Origin of the sequence: Bradyrhizobium sp. CCBAU 25338 (genome assembly GCF_028128965.1) — a bacterium.
Taxonomy (GTDB): domain Bacteria; phylum Pseudomonadota; class Alphaproteobacteria; order Rhizobiales; family Xanthobacteraceae; genus Bradyrhizobium; species Bradyrhizobium liaoningense.
Map to the genome: position 1 here is coordinate 1 of NZ_LFKY01000026.1, position 15,658 is coordinate 15,658.

20 protein-coding genes are annotated in these 15,658 nt (G+C 62.9%); 19 read left to right on the plus strand and 1 reads right to left on the minus strand.

Annotation, left to right across the window (positions count from 1 at the left end; genetic code table 11):
* The 5 genes from ACM42_RS09000 to ACM42_RS09020 all read left to right on the plus strand — a co-directional run.
* Positions 1–382, plus strand: a 382-nt coding sequence (locus ACM42_RS09000) for a hypothetical protein (protein ID WP_271527597.1), incomplete at its 5' end; no start/stop codon positions are given.
* On the plus strand, positions 382–1,443 hold the full coding sequence (locus ACM42_RS09005; RefSeq protein ID WP_271527598.1) for a DUF7146 domain-containing protein: 1,062 nt from the start codon (positions 382–384) through the stop codon (positions 1,441–1,443). The genes ACM42_RS09000 and ACM42_RS09005, both read left to right, overlap by 1 nt.
* A gap of 324 nt (positions 1,444–1,767) precedes the next feature.
* The gene (locus tag ACM42_RS09010; RefSeq protein WP_271527599.1) at positions 1,768–2,691 is read left to right on the plus strand and encodes a DUF2493 domain-containing protein; all 924 of its coding nucleotides are present in this window, start codon (positions 1,768–1,770) and stop codon (positions 2,689–2,691) included.
* Positions 2,692–2,821: 130 nt separating this feature from the next.
* Complete coding sequence (locus ACM42_RS09015) at positions 2,822–3,304, plus strand: hypothetical protein (protein WP_271527600.1); 483 nt, start codon at positions 2,822–2,824, stop codon at positions 3,302–3,304.
* A gap of 541 nt (positions 3,305–3,845) precedes the next feature.
* A complete protein-coding gene (locus tag ACM42_RS09020) occupies positions 3,846–4,166 on the plus strand; it encodes a DUF736 domain-containing protein (protein ID WP_092220534.1) in 321 nt (106 codons plus the stop codon).
* A gap of 64 nt (positions 4,167–4,230) precedes the next feature.
* Here the strand turns inward: ACM42_RS09020 and ACM42_RS09025 are convergent, their stop codons facing one another.
* Positions 4,231–4,458, minus strand: coding sequence for a helix-turn-helix domain-containing protein (locus ACM42_RS09025; RefSeq protein WP_050385492.1), 228 nt, complete (start codon positions 4,456–4,458; stop codon positions 4,231–4,233).
* Positions 4,459–4,666: 208 nt separating this feature from the next.
* Between ACM42_RS09025 and ACM42_RS09030 the strand changes: the two genes are divergently transcribed.
* From ACM42_RS09030 to ACM42_RS09095, 14 genes are all read left to right on the plus strand, one after another.
* Positions 4,667–4,939 (plus strand): DUF2285 domain-containing protein, encoded by a 273-nt coding sequence (locus tag ACM42_RS09030; protein ID WP_271527631.1) that lies wholly within the window; start codon positions 4,667–4,669, stop codon positions 4,937–4,939.
* Positions 4,940–5,104: 165 nt separating this feature from the next.
* On the plus strand, positions 5,105–5,299 hold the full coding sequence (locus ACM42_RS09035; protein ID WP_225138239.1) for a transcriptional regulator domain-containing protein: 195 nt from the start codon (positions 5,105–5,107) through the stop codon (positions 5,297–5,299).
* 67 nt (positions 5,300–5,366) lie between these two features.
* Positions 5,367–5,876: a DUF2285 domain-containing protein gene (locus ACM42_RS09040; protein ID WP_271527601.1), complete on the plus strand. Its 510-nt coding sequence runs from the start codon at positions 5,367–5,369 to the stop codon at positions 5,874–5,876.
* Between the two features lie 133 nt (positions 5,877–6,009).
* A complete protein-coding gene (locus tag ACM42_RS09045; protein WP_008561544.1) occupies positions 6,010–6,291 on the plus strand; it encodes a helix-turn-helix transcriptional regulator in 282 nt (93 codons plus the stop codon).
* Between the two features lie 22 nt (positions 6,292–6,313).
* The gene (locus ACM42_RS09050; RefSeq protein ID WP_271527602.1) at positions 6,314–7,195 is read left to right on the plus strand and encodes a replication initiator protein A; all 882 of its coding nucleotides are present in this window, start codon (positions 6,314–6,316) and stop codon (positions 7,193–7,195) included.
* A gap of 285 nt (positions 7,196–7,480) precedes the next feature.
* The gene (locus ACM42_RS09055) at positions 7,481–7,945 is read left to right on the plus strand and encodes a DUF2840 domain-containing protein (protein ID WP_271527603.1); all 465 of its coding nucleotides are present in this window, start codon (positions 7,481–7,483) and stop codon (positions 7,943–7,945) included.
* Positions 7,942–8,454, plus strand: a complete 513-nt coding sequence (locus ACM42_RS09060) for a S26 family signal peptidase (RefSeq protein ID WP_271527604.1) — start codon at positions 7,942–7,944, stop codon at positions 8,452–8,454. The genes ACM42_RS09055 and ACM42_RS09060 overlap by 4 nt, the downstream gene beginning before the upstream one ends.
* Positions 8,451–9,287: a lytic transglycosylase domain-containing protein gene (locus ACM42_RS09065; RefSeq protein ID WP_271527605.1), complete on the plus strand. Its 837-nt coding sequence runs from the start codon at positions 8,451–8,453 to the stop codon at positions 9,285–9,287. The genes ACM42_RS09060 and ACM42_RS09065 overlap by 4 nt, the downstream gene beginning before the upstream one ends.
* Before the next feature lie 385 nt (positions 9,288–9,672).
* Positions 9,673–11,436 (plus strand): relaxase/mobilization nuclease domain-containing protein, encoded by a 1,764-nt coding sequence (locus ACM42_RS09070; RefSeq protein ID WP_271527606.1) that lies wholly within the window; start codon positions 9,673–9,675, stop codon positions 11,434–11,436.
* A gap of 44 nt (positions 11,437–11,480) precedes the next feature.
* On the plus strand, positions 11,481–13,472 hold the full coding sequence (locus ACM42_RS09075; protein WP_271527607.1) for a conjugal transfer protein TraG: 1,992 nt from the start codon (positions 11,481–11,483) through the stop codon (positions 13,470–13,472).
* Between the two features lie 4 nt (positions 13,473–13,476).
* On the plus strand, positions 13,477–13,902 hold the full coding sequence (locus tag ACM42_RS09080) for a CopG family transcriptional regulator (protein ID WP_271527632.1): 426 nt from the start codon (positions 13,477–13,479) through the stop codon (positions 13,900–13,902).
* Between the two features lie 248 nt (positions 13,903–14,150).
* Positions 14,151–15,071 carry a P-type conjugative transfer ATPase TrbB gene (gene trbB, locus ACM42_RS09085; protein WP_271527633.1) on the plus strand — a complete coding sequence of 307 codons (921 nt, stop codon included), beginning with the start codon at positions 14,151–14,153 and terminating at the stop codon, positions 15,069–15,071.
* 29 nt (positions 15,072–15,100) lie between these two features.
* Positions 15,101–15,394, plus strand: coding sequence for a TrbC/VirB2 family protein (locus ACM42_RS09090; protein WP_271527634.1), 294 nt, complete (start codon positions 15,101–15,103; stop codon positions 15,392–15,394).
* Positions 15,394–15,657: a VirB3 family type IV secretion system protein gene (locus ACM42_RS09095; RefSeq protein WP_271527608.1), complete on the plus strand. Its 264-nt coding sequence runs from the start codon at positions 15,394–15,396 to the stop codon at positions 15,655–15,657. The genes ACM42_RS09090 and ACM42_RS09095 overlap by 1 nt, the downstream gene beginning before the upstream one ends.
* Position 15,658: the final 1 nt, after the last annotated feature.

The following is a 15,658-nucleotide window of genomic DNA, read 5'->3' on the forward strand; positions in this document are numbered from 1 at the left end:
CTATCGGCTCCAGACCGATGCGGGCGAACGCATCATCGGCCGCAAGGTTTCTGCCGCGTGGGTCGCAAACGTCGTCTCGGCGGACGCGCCTACGTTGTCGCCGGACGCTGCCTTTGCCGCGGTGATGGAGGGACGCACCGTCCTCGACCTCGCAGAGGGGCTCCAGCTTCGCCGCGTCCGGGTGATGGGCGCATGCCGCATCGAGCTGTCGGGGTTCAACGACACGATGCGCGATCGCCTCCGCGCTTACGGCCTCTTTGGAGAGATCATCTCCTGGAAGCTACGGATGTTCGTGCCCACGGACGCAAGCGGCGTCGGGATCCTGACAAAGGTGCTCGACACCTATCCGGTCGCGCGCCTCAGTGGGCGGGAGGCCGCGTGATGTCCCCCGCGCCTTGCGAACTGGCACGCCGTCTCGCGCGCGAGGCCGAGGCCGTGTGCCGACACTATCTCTCCAATGGCAAGCGGGCGGGGCGGTACTGGGTGGTCGGTGATGTCCACAACACGCCGGGCCGCTCGATGTTCGTGCGGCTCCAGGAATCGCCGAAGGGCCCCGCCGGAAAATGGACTGACGCTGCGACCGGCGAGCATGGCGACCTCCTCGACATCATCCGCGAATCCAGGGGATTGCGCGACTTCAGCGCGGCCGCCGAGGAGGCGAGGCGGTTTCTGAAGCTGCCTCGTCCTGACCCGCAGCCGGTCTCGAACCTCGTTCGTTCGGTGGCGCCCGCTGGATCGCAGGAAGCCGCCCGTCGGCTCTTTGCGATATCCAGCCCGATCGAGGGGACGGTAGCCGAAACGTACTTGCAGCGTCGCGGAATAGCCTTTGCCCACCATGGTGGCAGCCTTCGCTTCCATCCTCGTTGTTACTATCGGCCGAACGAGCATTTACCGACCGAAACCTGGCCGGCGATGATTGCCCGCGTCACGGACCTTGAGGGGCGGATCACAGGAGCGCACCGAACCTGGCTCGATCCAGACGGCTTTGATCGCATTCGTCTCGGCAAGGCTCCGGTCGATACGCCACGACGGGCGATGGGCGACCTGCTCGGCAACGCCGTCCGCTTCGGCGTGGTGGACGACGTGCTCGCCGCTGGCGAGGGGATCGAGACGATGCTGTCGCTGCGTTACGTGCTGCCGACGTTGCCGATGGCGGCCGCGCTTTCGGCCAATCACCTTGCAGCCATGATGCTGCCGTCTGGCCTGCGTCGGCTCTATATCGCCCGTGACGCTGATGCCGCCGGAGATGCCGTACAGGCTACGCTTAGCCAGCGTGCAGAAGCCGTCGGCGTTGAAGCGATCGCGTTGTCGCCCCGGCTGGGCGATTTCAACGAAGACCTGCACATCTTCGGTCTCGAGACCCTCCGAGCAGAGTTGCGGCTTCAACTCGTACCAGAGGACGTCGTCCGCTTCCTGCATTCGTCGACGGTAGCCGCAGAATAGGCAGGTGCTTCGATCGACGTTGATAGGTCGGTCGTAACGAGGCCATTGCCGGAAGAGGACGCGACCTCGGCCTTCTAGAGGGCGATCGGACGGCAACCGGACCGGGCCGGCAATGGCTACGCCCGGCTATTTTCCGCCGCGCGCCGTCAATGAGCACACACTTATATAGTCTGCGCGCTTTGCATCGCGAAACAAAATAGCCGGCCTCCGCCATCCTCCGCTGCCGCTTCGGCCCTCCGGGTTCTGGCCCGTTCCGCGTGCCGTCTGAGTGATCGCCACGAAGGCCGCGATGGGCGCGGCCGATCCGGCAAAGGAACTCCTCAAATGACCGGCCACGACGACATCGAACCGCCGCACGCCTCTTCTCCGACTGATCACGTCCTCACCGAACTACAACTCTTTGGCTACCGCCCCTTCGACGACCAGCCTGATCCACGGCCGCTTCCCGAGGGCAACATCATCACCGGAGCCGTCGCCGACATCTTCGATGCCCTGGTCGCGACGTTGAGCGACACGCGGCTCGAGCCGGACCTGGGCGATCTGCTCTGGTCGACCGTCAACCTGTTCCACCGTGCCGTCGACCGCATCGAACGTCACCTCGACGACAACGAGCAGGCACAGCAAAACAGCCAGCGCGAGCAGAATGGCTCCGAGGTGAGATCGGTCGAGCTCGAGCGCTTGACGGCCGAAGGCATCACTTTGATCGAGCGCCGCAACTGCCTGGAGCTCTTCCGCGACCAGGCCGTCGAACGCTTCGAGACTCACACCGGATCGTCCTGGCGCCCTCGATCGGGATCGCTCGTGAACCACCGCACGCTGACCGCGGCAATGATCGACTCCCGCGACTTCATCGCAGCTAAGCGTCGCGCTGAAACCGAGGTCTTGTTGCCGCAAGGAACGAAGATCGCACTCACCGGCGGGCTCGACTTCAATGACCACCACCTCATCTGGGACCGCCTCGACAAGGTCTACGCCAAGCATCCCGACATGGTCCTGCTCCATGGCGGCTCGCCCAAAGGTGCGGAGCTTATCGCCTCCAAATGGGCGACCAATCGCAAGGTGCCTCAAATCGCCTTCAAGCCTGACTGGACGAAGCACGCCAAAGCGGCACCCTTCAAGCGCAACGACGCCATGCTCGAACTCCTGCCGATCGGCGTGCTGCACTTCCCGGGCACGGGTATCCAGGACAACCTGGCGGACAAAGCGAAGCGCCTCGGCATTCCCGTTTGGAGGTTCGGCGGCGCGTGAGCGCCGTCTTCTCGCCTCCTAACGGGGTGCATGCGCCGCAACTCCGCCTCGTTTCGACCCTATGTCCAGGTTGCGCCGTGGTGGTGGTGGAAGGCGCGACTCTCAAATCTATGCACATGGAGCCACCACCATGCTCGCCATTGGGCTTATTCTCAACACACTCGGCATCGGCTTGTTCTGCTGGGCGATCTTTGCCCTCGCTGTGTATGCCTTGCCGTTTTTTGTCGCGCTGACTCTCGGGATCACGGCGTTTCAGAATGGCGCCGGCGTGGTCGGCGCGCTGCTTATCGGAACGGCGGGCGGGGCGTTGACGCTTGCCCTCGGTCAAGCCGCAGTCGCCATTACTCGGTCCTCGACCTTGCGCATCGCGATCGCGACCGCATTCGCTATTCCGGCCGCCGTCGCCGGCTATCATGTGGCGCTCGCCCTGTTCCGGATCGGCATGCCCTCGCTGGCTTGGCGTGAGATCTTCGCTTGCCTGGGCGCGGTCTGTGTTGGCGGTACAGCATGGACACGCTTGACCGTTTTTGCCAAACCCCGCCCGTTCGAGTTGGCCGGGGTGGTGGAGAATCCGTCGCCGCCGATTTTTCCGGCCGCCACGCGCGAGGTGTGACCAATCACCGCCTTCGTCGTCGAGCAGGCTCAAGTAGATCCGAGCATTGAACGAGGGATGATCGGGTTGCGCGCGGGGAGAGCAGTCCTCCTCGGAGTGCCTAGACCAGTTCCCGTTTTGGCCGGCCATAAGCCTGCGGCGGAACGGCGATGTCTCGATCGTTTCTTCGGAGACGATGCCGCCCTTTGCAGCAGATTGTTTCTCTTTCTGCCTTGAATCGTTACCACCTCTTGTTCAGCACAACCGAGATACGCCACGTCTTCTCCCGAGATTGCGGTTCAGCACACGACGCACGTGGCCTCGTTGATGGCTTGATCTGGCCGAAGACCGGCTTCGCCTCGATCGTCTGAGCCGCAACACCGTCGTTGCGACTTTCTTCCCCTGGGCTTCGCCCATTCCTCGCGAGGCAAGAAAGTCGCCACAACGGTGTCCTCCGCTGCGCTCCGGCCCGCGAGCTGGTGCGTCGCCGATCGTCTTCGGCCTGCAGATCGCCATCGAGGCCGCGGTGGTCGCGGGCTCGAAACACAACAGGAGAAGTGACATGGCTAACATCGGTTCTTTCAAGAAGGTCGGTAACGAATTCCAGGGCGAGATCGTGACCCTGAGCCTGAAGGCCAAGGGCGTCCGCATCGTCGCCGAGACCAACCGGTCCAACGAAAACGCTCCCAGCCACCGCATCTATGTGGGTCGCGCGGAGATCGGCGCAGCCTGGTCGAAGCGTTCCGAGGAGGGCCGCGATTACCTCTCGCTCAAGCTCGACGACCCCTCGTTCAACGCGCCAATCTACGCGAACCTGTTCGACGACGAAGGCGGTGAAGGCTACACCCTGCTTTGGTCCCGGCCGCGCAAGACCGGCGAGTAAGAGCGCCCCACCAAGCCCCGTCCGGTCCGCCGGGCGGGGCGCTTCGCGGTCGGCCTGAAGGGGCTTACGATTTGCTAAGCCGCGCAGCCTTTTTGAGCAGGTCCCCCGGTTCGACCCCCAATGCTTCAGCAATTTGTCCGAGCACGGTGACGCTTGCTGATACATCGCCGCGCTCGATGGCGCCGACGTAACGGGCGCTTAAACCGGCGCGCTCGGCCAGCTCCTCCTGCGTCATTTGTAGATCGTGGCGTTTCCGACGCAGATTCACAGCCATGATCTCTTTGAGATCCATGGCGATATGGGAACTGAGCCGGAACGATCGTTCTAGGAACGATCGTTCCTATTCGTGTCCGAACATGCTATCGAGTGGCGGCGCTACGTGCGCGACCGAACTCGGCCGCCGATCTACCGAACGAATATTCAGGATTCCAACGGGAAGCGGAGGTCTGGATTGCGACCAAACCATGGCGTAGCTTATAGGCGTTCTAAAAGCGGGTATGATGCAGAAGCCATCCCTCGATCCAGACGTAGCTGACAGTGCGCCGAACGAGCCGCTGCTGACTGCCTATGACGAACAGCATGTCGTTACGTACATGCGCCTCCTGCAGGCGGAGGGCGAGGGGGCGGACTGGCGCGAAGTTGCTCGAGTGGTCTTGCATATGGATCCAGAGCGAGAGCTGGACCGTGCGCGCATCGCATATCAGAGCCACCTTGCGCGGGCCAAATGGTTGACCGAGCAGGGCCGCCTATTACGTGGCGCTGGCTCCAAATAGAAGAAAATCGCCGGCTGGCGACTCGCAGGCAGAACTATTTTCTTTTGCTAACTAGTGGTCATTCCGGTGCACCACGTGGTGCCAAACTAGGGGCTTCCTACAACCGCCTCGTTCATACCTATTGCGGCGCAATCGTTGTTAGCAGCGTGCAATGGGGCGGAAGCAATGCCTGAATTCGACTGGCGGTCGCCGGATTCCTACAAGAGCCTACAAGACGCCGAAATCACCGACATCGCCTGGGAATGTCTCCGTCGTAACGCGGACTATCGACGCGAGTACGAAGCGATGATCGCAAGCAGCCCAGATGGTGAAGTGACCGAGGAGTTCAGGAGGAAATGGGGTATCTGCTTTCGCCCATGACCCGCGGAGGTCATTCGACGAGCAGACGATCTTTTGGGCGCCGGAGGTTCTAGCGACGGTCATTCCGGTGACGGTTGCCTCGACGGCCGACCTCGTATCGGCGTCTCAGCCACTGCTTGACCTTACAGTTGGCCAGGTGCGCCGCGCTGTCGACGGCTGGCATGCCGTGCTGCGCATCGGCGCGATAGATCACCGTGTCTGGTCCAAAGAGCCGCCGGTGCTCGGCGCGTCATACGCAGCCGAGCTGCCATTCGACAGCGATTTAGAAGAGCGCGCCTATGCAGCCCGGCGGCTGTGGCGCGCGATCAGTGGACGCGCGCCAGGTCCTGCCTTTCACCAACTGTCGAAACAGCGACGCGAACGCCTAAGCGCCGCGATCCGCGCGCTTGATGCTCGCAGCGCCGGCGGCAGCTATCGCACTATCGCCGAAGCGCTCTTCGGCAAAAAACGCATCCCCGATCGCGCCTGGAAGACGCATGATCTGCGCAATCGAACTATCCGCTTGGTGCAAGGTGGCCTCGCGCTGATGCGCGGTGGTTACCGCAAACTCCTGCGGCCCAGGCGCAAGGACGAGTAGGGCCCGCCCGGAGGGATGCCGAAAATCGCTCCCTGCATATTCGGCATCCCCCTCCGAGACCTTGCTTCTCCATGATGACCGCACACACGCCCGCCTAGCCAGGCGTAGTGCGCTGTCCTCCTGGAGTTCTCAAATGCCCGATCCGATGGCCGGTCTACCCCCGCGCTTCCTGCGTACCCCGGAGGCCGCGCGCTACCTTGGCCTCTCCGGCCGCACGCTGGAGAAGCACCGCACGTACGGCACCGGACCGACATATCGGAAGATTGGCGGACGTGTCGTCTACGCCGTCGATGACCTGAAAGCATGGGCCGACCGCGGCGCCAAGACATCGACGTCCGATCCCGGCAAGGGAACGGTGCTGCCGGCCAAGAAGCATCCCGCGCTGCGCCCGTATGCGGGCCAAGAACGTCGCTGATTGCCGCGTGAGAGCAGTGACCATGCGGCGCAAACACCATTCCGAGCGCGAGCAGCTTGAGCTCTTTCGGGCGCTACCCGGCGATCTTGCGCCCCGCGACGCGCAGGATCTGATGGCTTATCCGTTCTTTTCCCTCGCAAAGACCAAGCGGATCGTGCCGATCGATTTCCGTGCCGGTGCGATTGCAATTCGTGTCGAAGCTGTTCCGGAACACGGCTTGGCGACCATCTGGGATGCAGACGTTCTGATCTGGGCTGCGTCTCAAATCGTCGAAGCACGTGACGCCGGCTTGAAGACGTCGCGCCTGATGGCTGCAACGCCTTACGAGATTTTGACGTTTGTCGGCCGCGGCACCAGCGCGCGTGACTACGACCGGCTGAAAGCCGGCCTAGACAGACTCCAGTCAACGACCGTGTTGACATCGATCCGCCAGCCGGCTGAGCGGCGACGGCATCGCTTCTCCTGGATCAACGAGTGGAAGGAGACGGCCGATGCAAATGGCCGGCCATTTGGGATCGAGCTGATCCTGCCTGATTGGTTCTATGCCGGCGTCATCGACGAAGCGCTCGTGCTGACGATCGACCGCGCCTATTTCGAGCTGACGGGCGGACTTGAGCGCTGGCTTTATCGTCTTGTGCGCAAGCACGGCGGCCGGCAGGACGGCGGCTGGAGCTTTGACCTTGTGCATCTCCATACCAAGTCCGGCATCCTCTCGCCGCTCAAGCATTTTGCTTACGACGTACGTCAGATCGTCCATCGCCAGACATTGCCCGGCTATCAGCTCGTGCTCACGCGCGATCCTGACGGCACCGAGCGGCTGAACTTCGCGCCTAGGCCTGTCGATCCCTTAACGGCACGCCTGCGCCGGCGCGGTCTCATTCCAAATTCGGAGGACAATCTGTGAATCAGCTCGTGCTATCGGGGACCGCAACCCTCGTGCTATCGGGGACCCGATCCTCGTGCTATCGGGGACCGGAATCGGACTTAAGGGCTTGTTTCTCCGCGCTTTCCAGCTGCTCTAACTTTACTAACCAGAAATCCTTCGGATTTCTTCTAACGGAGCAGGCCGAAAGCCCCGTTGGCGTGCGGCAACGGCAGTCCTACAGTCCAGCCTGCCTTCGCAGGCCATACACACTCTCCGCCGAGCCTAAGCTCATGGCCGCCAGCTCCAGCGTCGGGGAGCCGTGGCATGAGTGATCTCACGGAAGTGGAAGTGTTGTGGCTGGAGAAGCGCATCGAAAACCGCATTCGGTTCGGTCGCGTTGTCAAGGAACGGAAGCTTGATAGCCATCGGCGCGTCTTGTCATTCGCACCAGGCAGCATCTTTGCCTTCGTTCGTTGGACGTCCAACGACTTTGGCACGATCATTTCGCGGATCGACATCTTGCGCGCGGTCTCATCGGGACAGCGCTGCTTGACCGTTCCTTATGTGAAGCCGGGTGGAGAGATTTTGCTGCGGCTGTCAGGCTGGCCGAAGGTCGAGCGCGTGCTGCAGATGATCGACGCCGTTGAGGCCCTCGACATTGATCCGGCTGACGTCGCTCCTGATCATTGGCATCACGTTCATAACCGCCTGTCCGTCAACGAAAACCCGCGTCCGTATACGAAAGCGCGCCATCAGGCCTGGCTTCATCGCCAAAAGGTGATGCGATGAAGGGCCGCCTCATGATGCTGGTCGTGACGATTGGGGTGGCTGCTGCGCTCATCGCGACGATCGTTCTGGAGCCGCTTCCGCTTTACATCTGGAACGCATCTGCGAGCGTGCCGATCGGTCTCTACCGCCTCCGACCGGCGGACCAATTCCAAGTCACTGAATTGGTCGCCGTGCAGCCGCCGGAGCCGCTCGCGACCTTCCTCGACCTTAACGGCTATTTGCCCATTGGCGTCCCCATGCTGAAGCGCGTGCTCGCTCTTCCCGGCCAGACTGTTTGCAGAACCGGCCTCACGATTTCGGTCGACGACGTCGCGGTGGGCGAGGCGAAGGATCGCGACGGACGAGGGCGGCCATTGCCGAAATGGCAGGGCTGCCGCGTCGTCGGCGACGGCGAGCTGTTTCTGATGAACTGGCAGTCGGACGACTCCCTGGATGGCCGGTACTTTGGACTTCTTCCGGCATCCAGCGTGATCGGCCGTGCGATGCCGGTGTGGACGTGGGAGGAGTGATCGTGCGTATTCGAGGTGTTCTCCTCGCCATTCCCTGGTTCGATCGATTCCGGGATCAATCCTCCGTCTCGATCGATGTCCGCAAGGCTGGCGCGAGCCCGACCGCGTGCTTGGGAGGGTTGGGCACGGGCATTTGTGCTGTCGTGCCCCTGATGCTTCTTCTGACCGCGTGTGGCAGTGCTGCTTTGGCCCAGAGCGGATCAGCCGCCCAGCCGGCGGTCAGTCAGACCGCTCAGTCGTTTGTCGGCTTCATCAATGAAGCCTCGCAACGGTTTGCGATTGCGCCGAACTGGATCCGATCAGTCCTAAGCATCGAGAGTGCTGGTGACGTGCTGGCCAGATCGCCAAAAGGCGCAATGGGCCTGATGCAGATCATGCCGGCGACCTGGACGGAACTTCGCGAGCGTTACAATCTCGGGAACGACCCCTACGACCCGCACGACAACATTCTGGCCGGCACGGCTTACTTGCGCGAACTGCTGGATCGGTATGGCTCGCCTGGGGTGTTTGCCGCGTACAACGCGGGACCAGCTCGCTATGAAGAGCATCTCTCAGGCGGCTCTTTGCCAGGGGAGACGCGAGCCTATGTCGCAAAGCTTGCAAATCTGCTTGCCATCGAACTGCCGCCGGGGTGGACGTCCAGCGGACAGTCCGCAGCAGCTGCGACGCTATTCGTCACGCGATCCGATCTAATGAAACCGCGCGATCGGTTGCTGGCGCTCATGCCATCGAGCGGTGTCACGACCGCAATCTCACAGCCCGATGTTTCGCCCATGGTCCCCCGGCCTATTGGCGTGTTCGTCCCTCGATCGGATTCGGGAGCATCGCAATGACCAAGTGTGCGGGTTCGCAAGCTGATGGCGTATGGGCGATGCCTTCGGCCCGCGCTCTACTCGTCGCTTCGCTCCTCACCGAGCCACCCTTCGGGTGTCTCGGCCCTTCGGGTAACGATCGCTATCGCAAGCGCTCGGAAGCAGCGGGGGCTTCGCGAGCTGGTTGCCAAGTCGCGGCGGCTTTTTCGGGAACCGGCGACCGGGAGACCACGACGGCAGGACGGCGAGATAAAAGCGGCTCGCCGCTCGAACCGCAAGCCATTGGAATGGCTTGGGTTCGGCCGTGCCGGTCGGTCGGGGCGCGTGCCGCGTCTGATGCATTCACCAATGAATTCAATTGTGTTTTTGGCACTGCACCCCATTCCGCGCCCGTGGAGCCTTTGCCATGAGCGCGGGTGACAGCGATTTTCGCATCCGGCCTGGCCGCATCCGCGGGACACGAGCGCCGAAGCCCAAGAGCTTCATCAATCAGGTGCTGCGCTCGGCGAAGAAGGCCGGTCACAGCCCTTCGCATGCGGCGGCGGGTAAGCGCTCCTCAAGCTACGGGCGCTCGAGCTTCGGCCGTGGCCGGATCAGCTTTAGCCGCAGCCGCCTGTTCAGTCCGGCGCGGCGCGTGGTGGTGAAGGCGCGCGTCGTTCGTCACCAAGGCCGTTCCTTCCGTTCCGCGCCGCTGACCGCCCATCTTTCCTATCTGAAGCGTGACGGCGTCACCCGTAACAGCGAGAAGGCGGTGATGTTCGATGCCGGTCATGACCGTACAGACGACGCGGCCTTCGCGGATCGCTGCAAGGACGACCGGCATCATTTCCGCTTCATCGTCTCGCCGGAGGACGCTGGCGAGATGGCCGATCTCAAAGCTTTCACGCGCGATCTCGCCAGGCAAATGGAAGCCGATCTCGGCACCCGACTCGATTGGGTCGCCGTCGATCACTGGAACACGGATAACCCGCACGTTCATCTGCTCGTGCGGGGTGTCGATCAGACCGGCGCCGACCTCGTGATCTCGCGAGACTACATCAGCTGGGGCCTGCGCTCGCGCGCCGAGGAACTGGCGTCTATCGAGCTTGGTCCGAAGCCCGAGCACGAGATCCGCAACGCCCTGGAAAAGGAGATCGCGGCCGAACGGTGGACGCGGCTCGACGTCGAGATCCGCCTAGCCGCCGACGAAACCGGCGCCATCGACCTGCGCCCCGAAAATCCCGGCGCGGCTGACCCCGAAATCCGTCGTTTGATGATTGGACGGCTCCAGCACTTGGAGAAGATGGGCCTCGCTGCGCCTGCCGGCCCCGGCGAATGGATGGTGGGGCTGGAGGCCGAGCGCAATCTCCGGGACCTCGGCATGCGCGGCGACGTCATCAAGACTATGCACCGCGCCTTCACGGAGCGCGGGGAGACCCGTGGTGTCGCTGACTACGTGATCGACGGTGAGAAGCCGGCATCGCCGATCATCGGCCGGCTGGTCGACAGGGGACTCCATGATGAACTGACCGGCGAGGCCTATGCCGTGATCGACGGCACGGACGGACGCGCCCACCACGTTCGCTTCCGAGGCATCGAGGCATTCGAGCATGCCCCGCCGATCGGAGGGATCGTCGAGGTCCGCCGCTTTGGGGGGCCGGACGACCGGCTCCCGACGTTGGTGCTCGCCAACCGCTCCGATTTCGACCTCAACCGGCAAATCACCGCTCCCGGCGCAACCTGGATCGACCATCGCCTCGTTGAGAGCGATCCCATGCCGCTCTCCATGGGAGGGTTTGGTCGCGAAGCGCGCGCCGCCATGCAGGCCCGTGCCGAACATCTCGCAAGCGAGGGGCTCGCCAGGCGGCAGGGTCAGCGCGTCATCATGCAGCGCGATCTCTTGAACACCTTGCGTCGACGCGAACTGGACGCGGTGGGTGCAGAGCTCTCAACCACGACGGGATTGCCGCACATGAAGGCCGCGACCGGCGAGCATGTGAGCGGCACTTATCGTCAACGCCTGACGCTCGCCTCCGGTCGCTTCGCCATGATCGACAACGGCCTCGGCTTTCAGCTCGTGCCCTGGTCGCGCGAGATCGAGAAGAAACTTGGCCAGCACGTCACCGGCGTCACCAAGGACGGAGGCGGCATCGAGTGGACCCTTGGCCGCAAACGAGACCTGGGTTTGTAGCTTCCTCGTTTACACAACGCTTAAGTCAAAGAAGGGCGTTCGCCATGTACGCGACCAAGATCCTCTGGGGCCAGATCACCGTCGTCTTCCTGATCGTATTGCTCACGATCTGGGGCGCCACTGAATGGACGGCGTGGCGGCTCGGCTACCAGCCGGAACTCGGTCAGCCCTGGTTCGAACTCGCCGGGATGCCGGTCTACTATCCGCCGGTCTTCTTCTGGTGGTGGTACATCTTCGACGCCTATGCGCCACAGGTCTTTGTCGAGGGCGCCTACATAGCCGCGTCCGGCAGCTTCATCTCGATCGCGGCGGCGATCGGCATGTCGGTCTGGCGGGCGCGGGAGGCGAAGAACGTCGAGACCTACGGATCGGCGCGCTGGGCCGAACCGCGCGAGGTGAAGACAGCCGGGCTGCTTGGCGCAGATGGTGTCGTGCTCGGCCGGCTCGGCCATGACTATCTCCGTCACGACGGCCCGGAGCATGTGCTATGCTTCGCGCCGACCCGTTCCGGCAAAGGCGTCGGCCTTGTCGTGCCGTCTCTCTTGACCTGGCCGGGCTCGGCGATCGTCCACGACATCAAGGGCGAGAACTGGCAACTCACCGCCGGCTACCGCTCGCAGCACGGTCGGGTGCTGCTGTTCGATCCGACCAACGCCAAGTCGTCGGCGTACAATCCGCTGCTGGAAGTCCGCCGCGGCGAATGGGAAGTGCGTGACGTCCAGAACGTCGCCGACGTGCTGGTCGACCCGGAGGGATCGCTCGACAAGCGGAATCATTGGGAGAAGACCAGCCATTCACTGCTTGTCGGCGCGATCCTGCATGTCCTCTATGCCGAGGTCGACAAGACACTGGCCGGCGTCGCCGCGTTTCTCTCGGATCCGAAGCGGCCGATCGAGACGACACTGCAGGCGATGATGACAACGCTGCACCTCGGCGAAAAAGGTCCACATCCCGTCGTTGCCTCGACCGCGCGCGAGTTGCTGAATAAGTCCGATAATGAACGGTCAGGCGTGCTCTCCACCGCCATGTCGTTCCTCGGCCTCTACCGCGATCCCGTTGTCGCTGAGGTCACGTCCCGCTGTGATTGGCGGATTGCCGACCTGATCGCAGATCCGCGGTCAGCGACCCTCTACCTCGTGGTGCCGCCGTCCGATATCTCGCGGACCAAGCCCCTGATCCGCCTGGTGCTGAACCAGATTGGCCGCAGGCTTACCGAGGATCTGCACACGAAGGATCGCCGTCACCGCATCCTGATGATGCTCGACGAGTTCCCGGCGCTCGGCCGGCTCGACTTCTTCGAATCTGCGCTGGCCTTCATGGCAGGTTACGGCATCAAGAGCTTTCTGATTGCACAGTCGCTGAACCAAATCGAGAAAGCCTATGGCGCCAACAACTCGATCCTCGACAACTGCCATGTCCGCGTCAGCTTTGCCACCAACGACGAGCGCACGGCGAAGCGCGTTTCCGATGCGCTAGGCACGGCGACGGAGATGCGAGCCATGAAGAACTATGCTGGTCACAGGTTGAATCCGTGGCTTGGTCACCTCATGGTCTCGCGGCAGGAGACGGCAAGGCCGCTGCTCACGCCGGGCGAGGTGATGCAGCTCCCGCCCGCTGACGAGATCGTTATGGTGGCCGGTACGCCCCCGATCCGGGTGAAGAAAGTACGCTATTACGAGGATCGTCGGTTTACCGAACGAGTGCTAGCACCGCCTGATCCCGCGAAGTCCGGCCGTTCGTCACGGACGGACGGGTGGTCAGCTCTAACACCGCAGACACCTGACGCCGTGCTGCTTGATGAGATCCAGAAGGCACAACAGGATGCCGCCAACAGCGGCTTGCGCCGGGAACCCGAGCTCCCCGATCACGTCGCCATCGCCAAGGAGACGACCGCCCCGCGGCCTGCGGAAGAATTTGCCATTGTACTCGACGACGAGTCGGATGATGCCGCCAGTCAGGCCCGCATTCTGCGCCAGCAGATGCGTGGAATCGCCCGCCAGGTCTCGCTCGACCCGAACGATGGCATGGAGTTGTGAGACCATGCGGGATCGGATGAATGTGTATTTTCCGCCGGAGCTTCTGAAGCAGATCGCCGATCTTGCCGACCGCAAGAAGCTTTCACGATCGGCGATCGTGGAAGCGGCGGTCGCCTCGTTTCTGTCTCCGGACGGGGAGGATCGGCGCGAGGCTGCGTTTGCGCGCCGTCTCGATCGGCTGTCGCGACAAATGCAGAGGCTGGAGCGGGATGTTGGCCTTACCGCTGAAACACTGGCCTTGTTCGTCCGGTTCTGGCTGACGATCACGCCGCCCTTGCCGAACGACGCGCAGGCGGCCGCTCAGATCAAGGGCCGCGAGCGCTTTGAAGGTTTTATCGAGACGCTTGGCCGCCGCTTGCAGAAGGGTCAGAATTTCCTACGCGAAATTCCGGATGACATCGTGAACCAAAAGCCGGATGACCGGACCTGATGGAATTCTCAGAAGCCAGAATCTTCGTGGCCAAGACGTCGTTAGCAGCGTCCTCGGTATCACTCATCTCGCCGCGTCTTTCTCTTTCTACGCCAAACTACGATCGCCTCGGGAGCGTTGTTGCGCCGGGCCAGTTCCTGCCTTTTCTATCCATCCCCATCTGAGGCGCTTTTCACGCGGCCTCATCGGTGGGGGCGGCGGTGGCAATTCATTCGGCTCAAGCAGAGGCGATCTCGCGCGGCGCGCGCATGCTCCGTAGCGCGCTTGGCCCCGCTATTGCGCGATATTTGGAGGACGCCTCAATCGTTGAGGTGATGCTCAACCCCGATGGCCGGTTGTGGATCGACCGGTTATCGAGCGGCTTGACGGACACCGGAGAGAGCCTCTCGGCGGCTGACGGAGAACGCATCGTTCGGCTGGTGGCACACCACGTCGGTGCGGAAGTACATGCCGGCGCGCCGCGCGTTTCCGCTGAACTGCCCGAGACCGGCGAGCGCTTCGAAGGTCTGCTGCCGCCGGTGGTCGCGGCTCCGGCGTTTGCTATCCGCAAGCCGGCGGTCGCCGTCTTCACGCTCGACGACTACGTCGCCGCCGGCATCATGACCTCGGACCAGGCTGAGGCCCTGCGGAGTTCGGTTGCTCAGCGCAGAAACATTCTGGTCGCCGGCGGCACCTCGACCGGCAAGACCACGTTGACCAACGCCCTTCTTGCGGAAGTCGCCAAAACCTCTGACCGTGTCGTGCTGATCGAGGATACGCGCGAACTGCAGTGCAAGGCGCCGAATCTCGTTGCCTTGCGTACCAAGGACGGCGTGGTTTCACTGTCAGATCTCGTGCGGTCGTCACTTCGCTTACGCCCCGACCGCATCCCCATCGGCGAGGTGCGCGGTGCCGAAGCGCTAGATCTCCTCAAGGCCTGGGGCACCGGCCACCCCGGTGGCATCGGCACCATTCATGCGGGTACGGCGCTCGGCGCACTGCGTCGGCTGGAGCAGCTCATCCAGGAAGCGGTCATCACCGTTCCGCGCGCCCTGATCGCTGAGACCATCAACATCGTCGCCGTGCTAGCCGGCCGCGGCGCAGATCGTCGTCTCACCGAACTCGCTTGCGTCACGGGGCTCGGACCCGCCGGCGACTACAGCCTTTCACCAGCAGGAGACCAAACATGAGACCTCGTTCATTGCTCTCTAAACGCGCGATGCCGCTCGCCGTGTCGGGAATGGTTCTATTCACTGCCGCTCCGGCTTTGGCTGCCGGCTCCAATATGCCGTGGGAGCAGCCGCTCAATCAGATCCTGCAATCGGTCGAAGGGCCGGTCGCGAAGATCATCGCGGTGATCATCATCATCGTCACGGGTCTCACGCTCGCCTTCGGCGACTCTTCCGGTGGTTTTCGCCGGCTGATCCAGATCGTGTTCGGCCTGTCGATCGCCTTCGCCGCATCGAGCTTCTTTTTGTCGTTCTTTTCGTTCGGCGGCGGAGTCTTGATCTGATGGACGAGCCGGTCTCCGGATTTGTCGCGCCCGTGCATCGCGCGTTGACCGAACCGATCCTGATGGGTGGTGCGCCCCGGGCGGTCGCCATCGTCAACGGCACGCTCGCGGCTGCCCTTGGTCTCGGTCTGCGGCTCTGGATCGCAGGTCTCTTGCTCTGGGCGATAGGCCATGCGGCCGCAGTGTGGGCTGCCAAACGTGATCCCGCCTTCGTCGATGTGGTGCGCCGTCATCTGCGCATCCCCGGTCATCTCAGCATTTGAG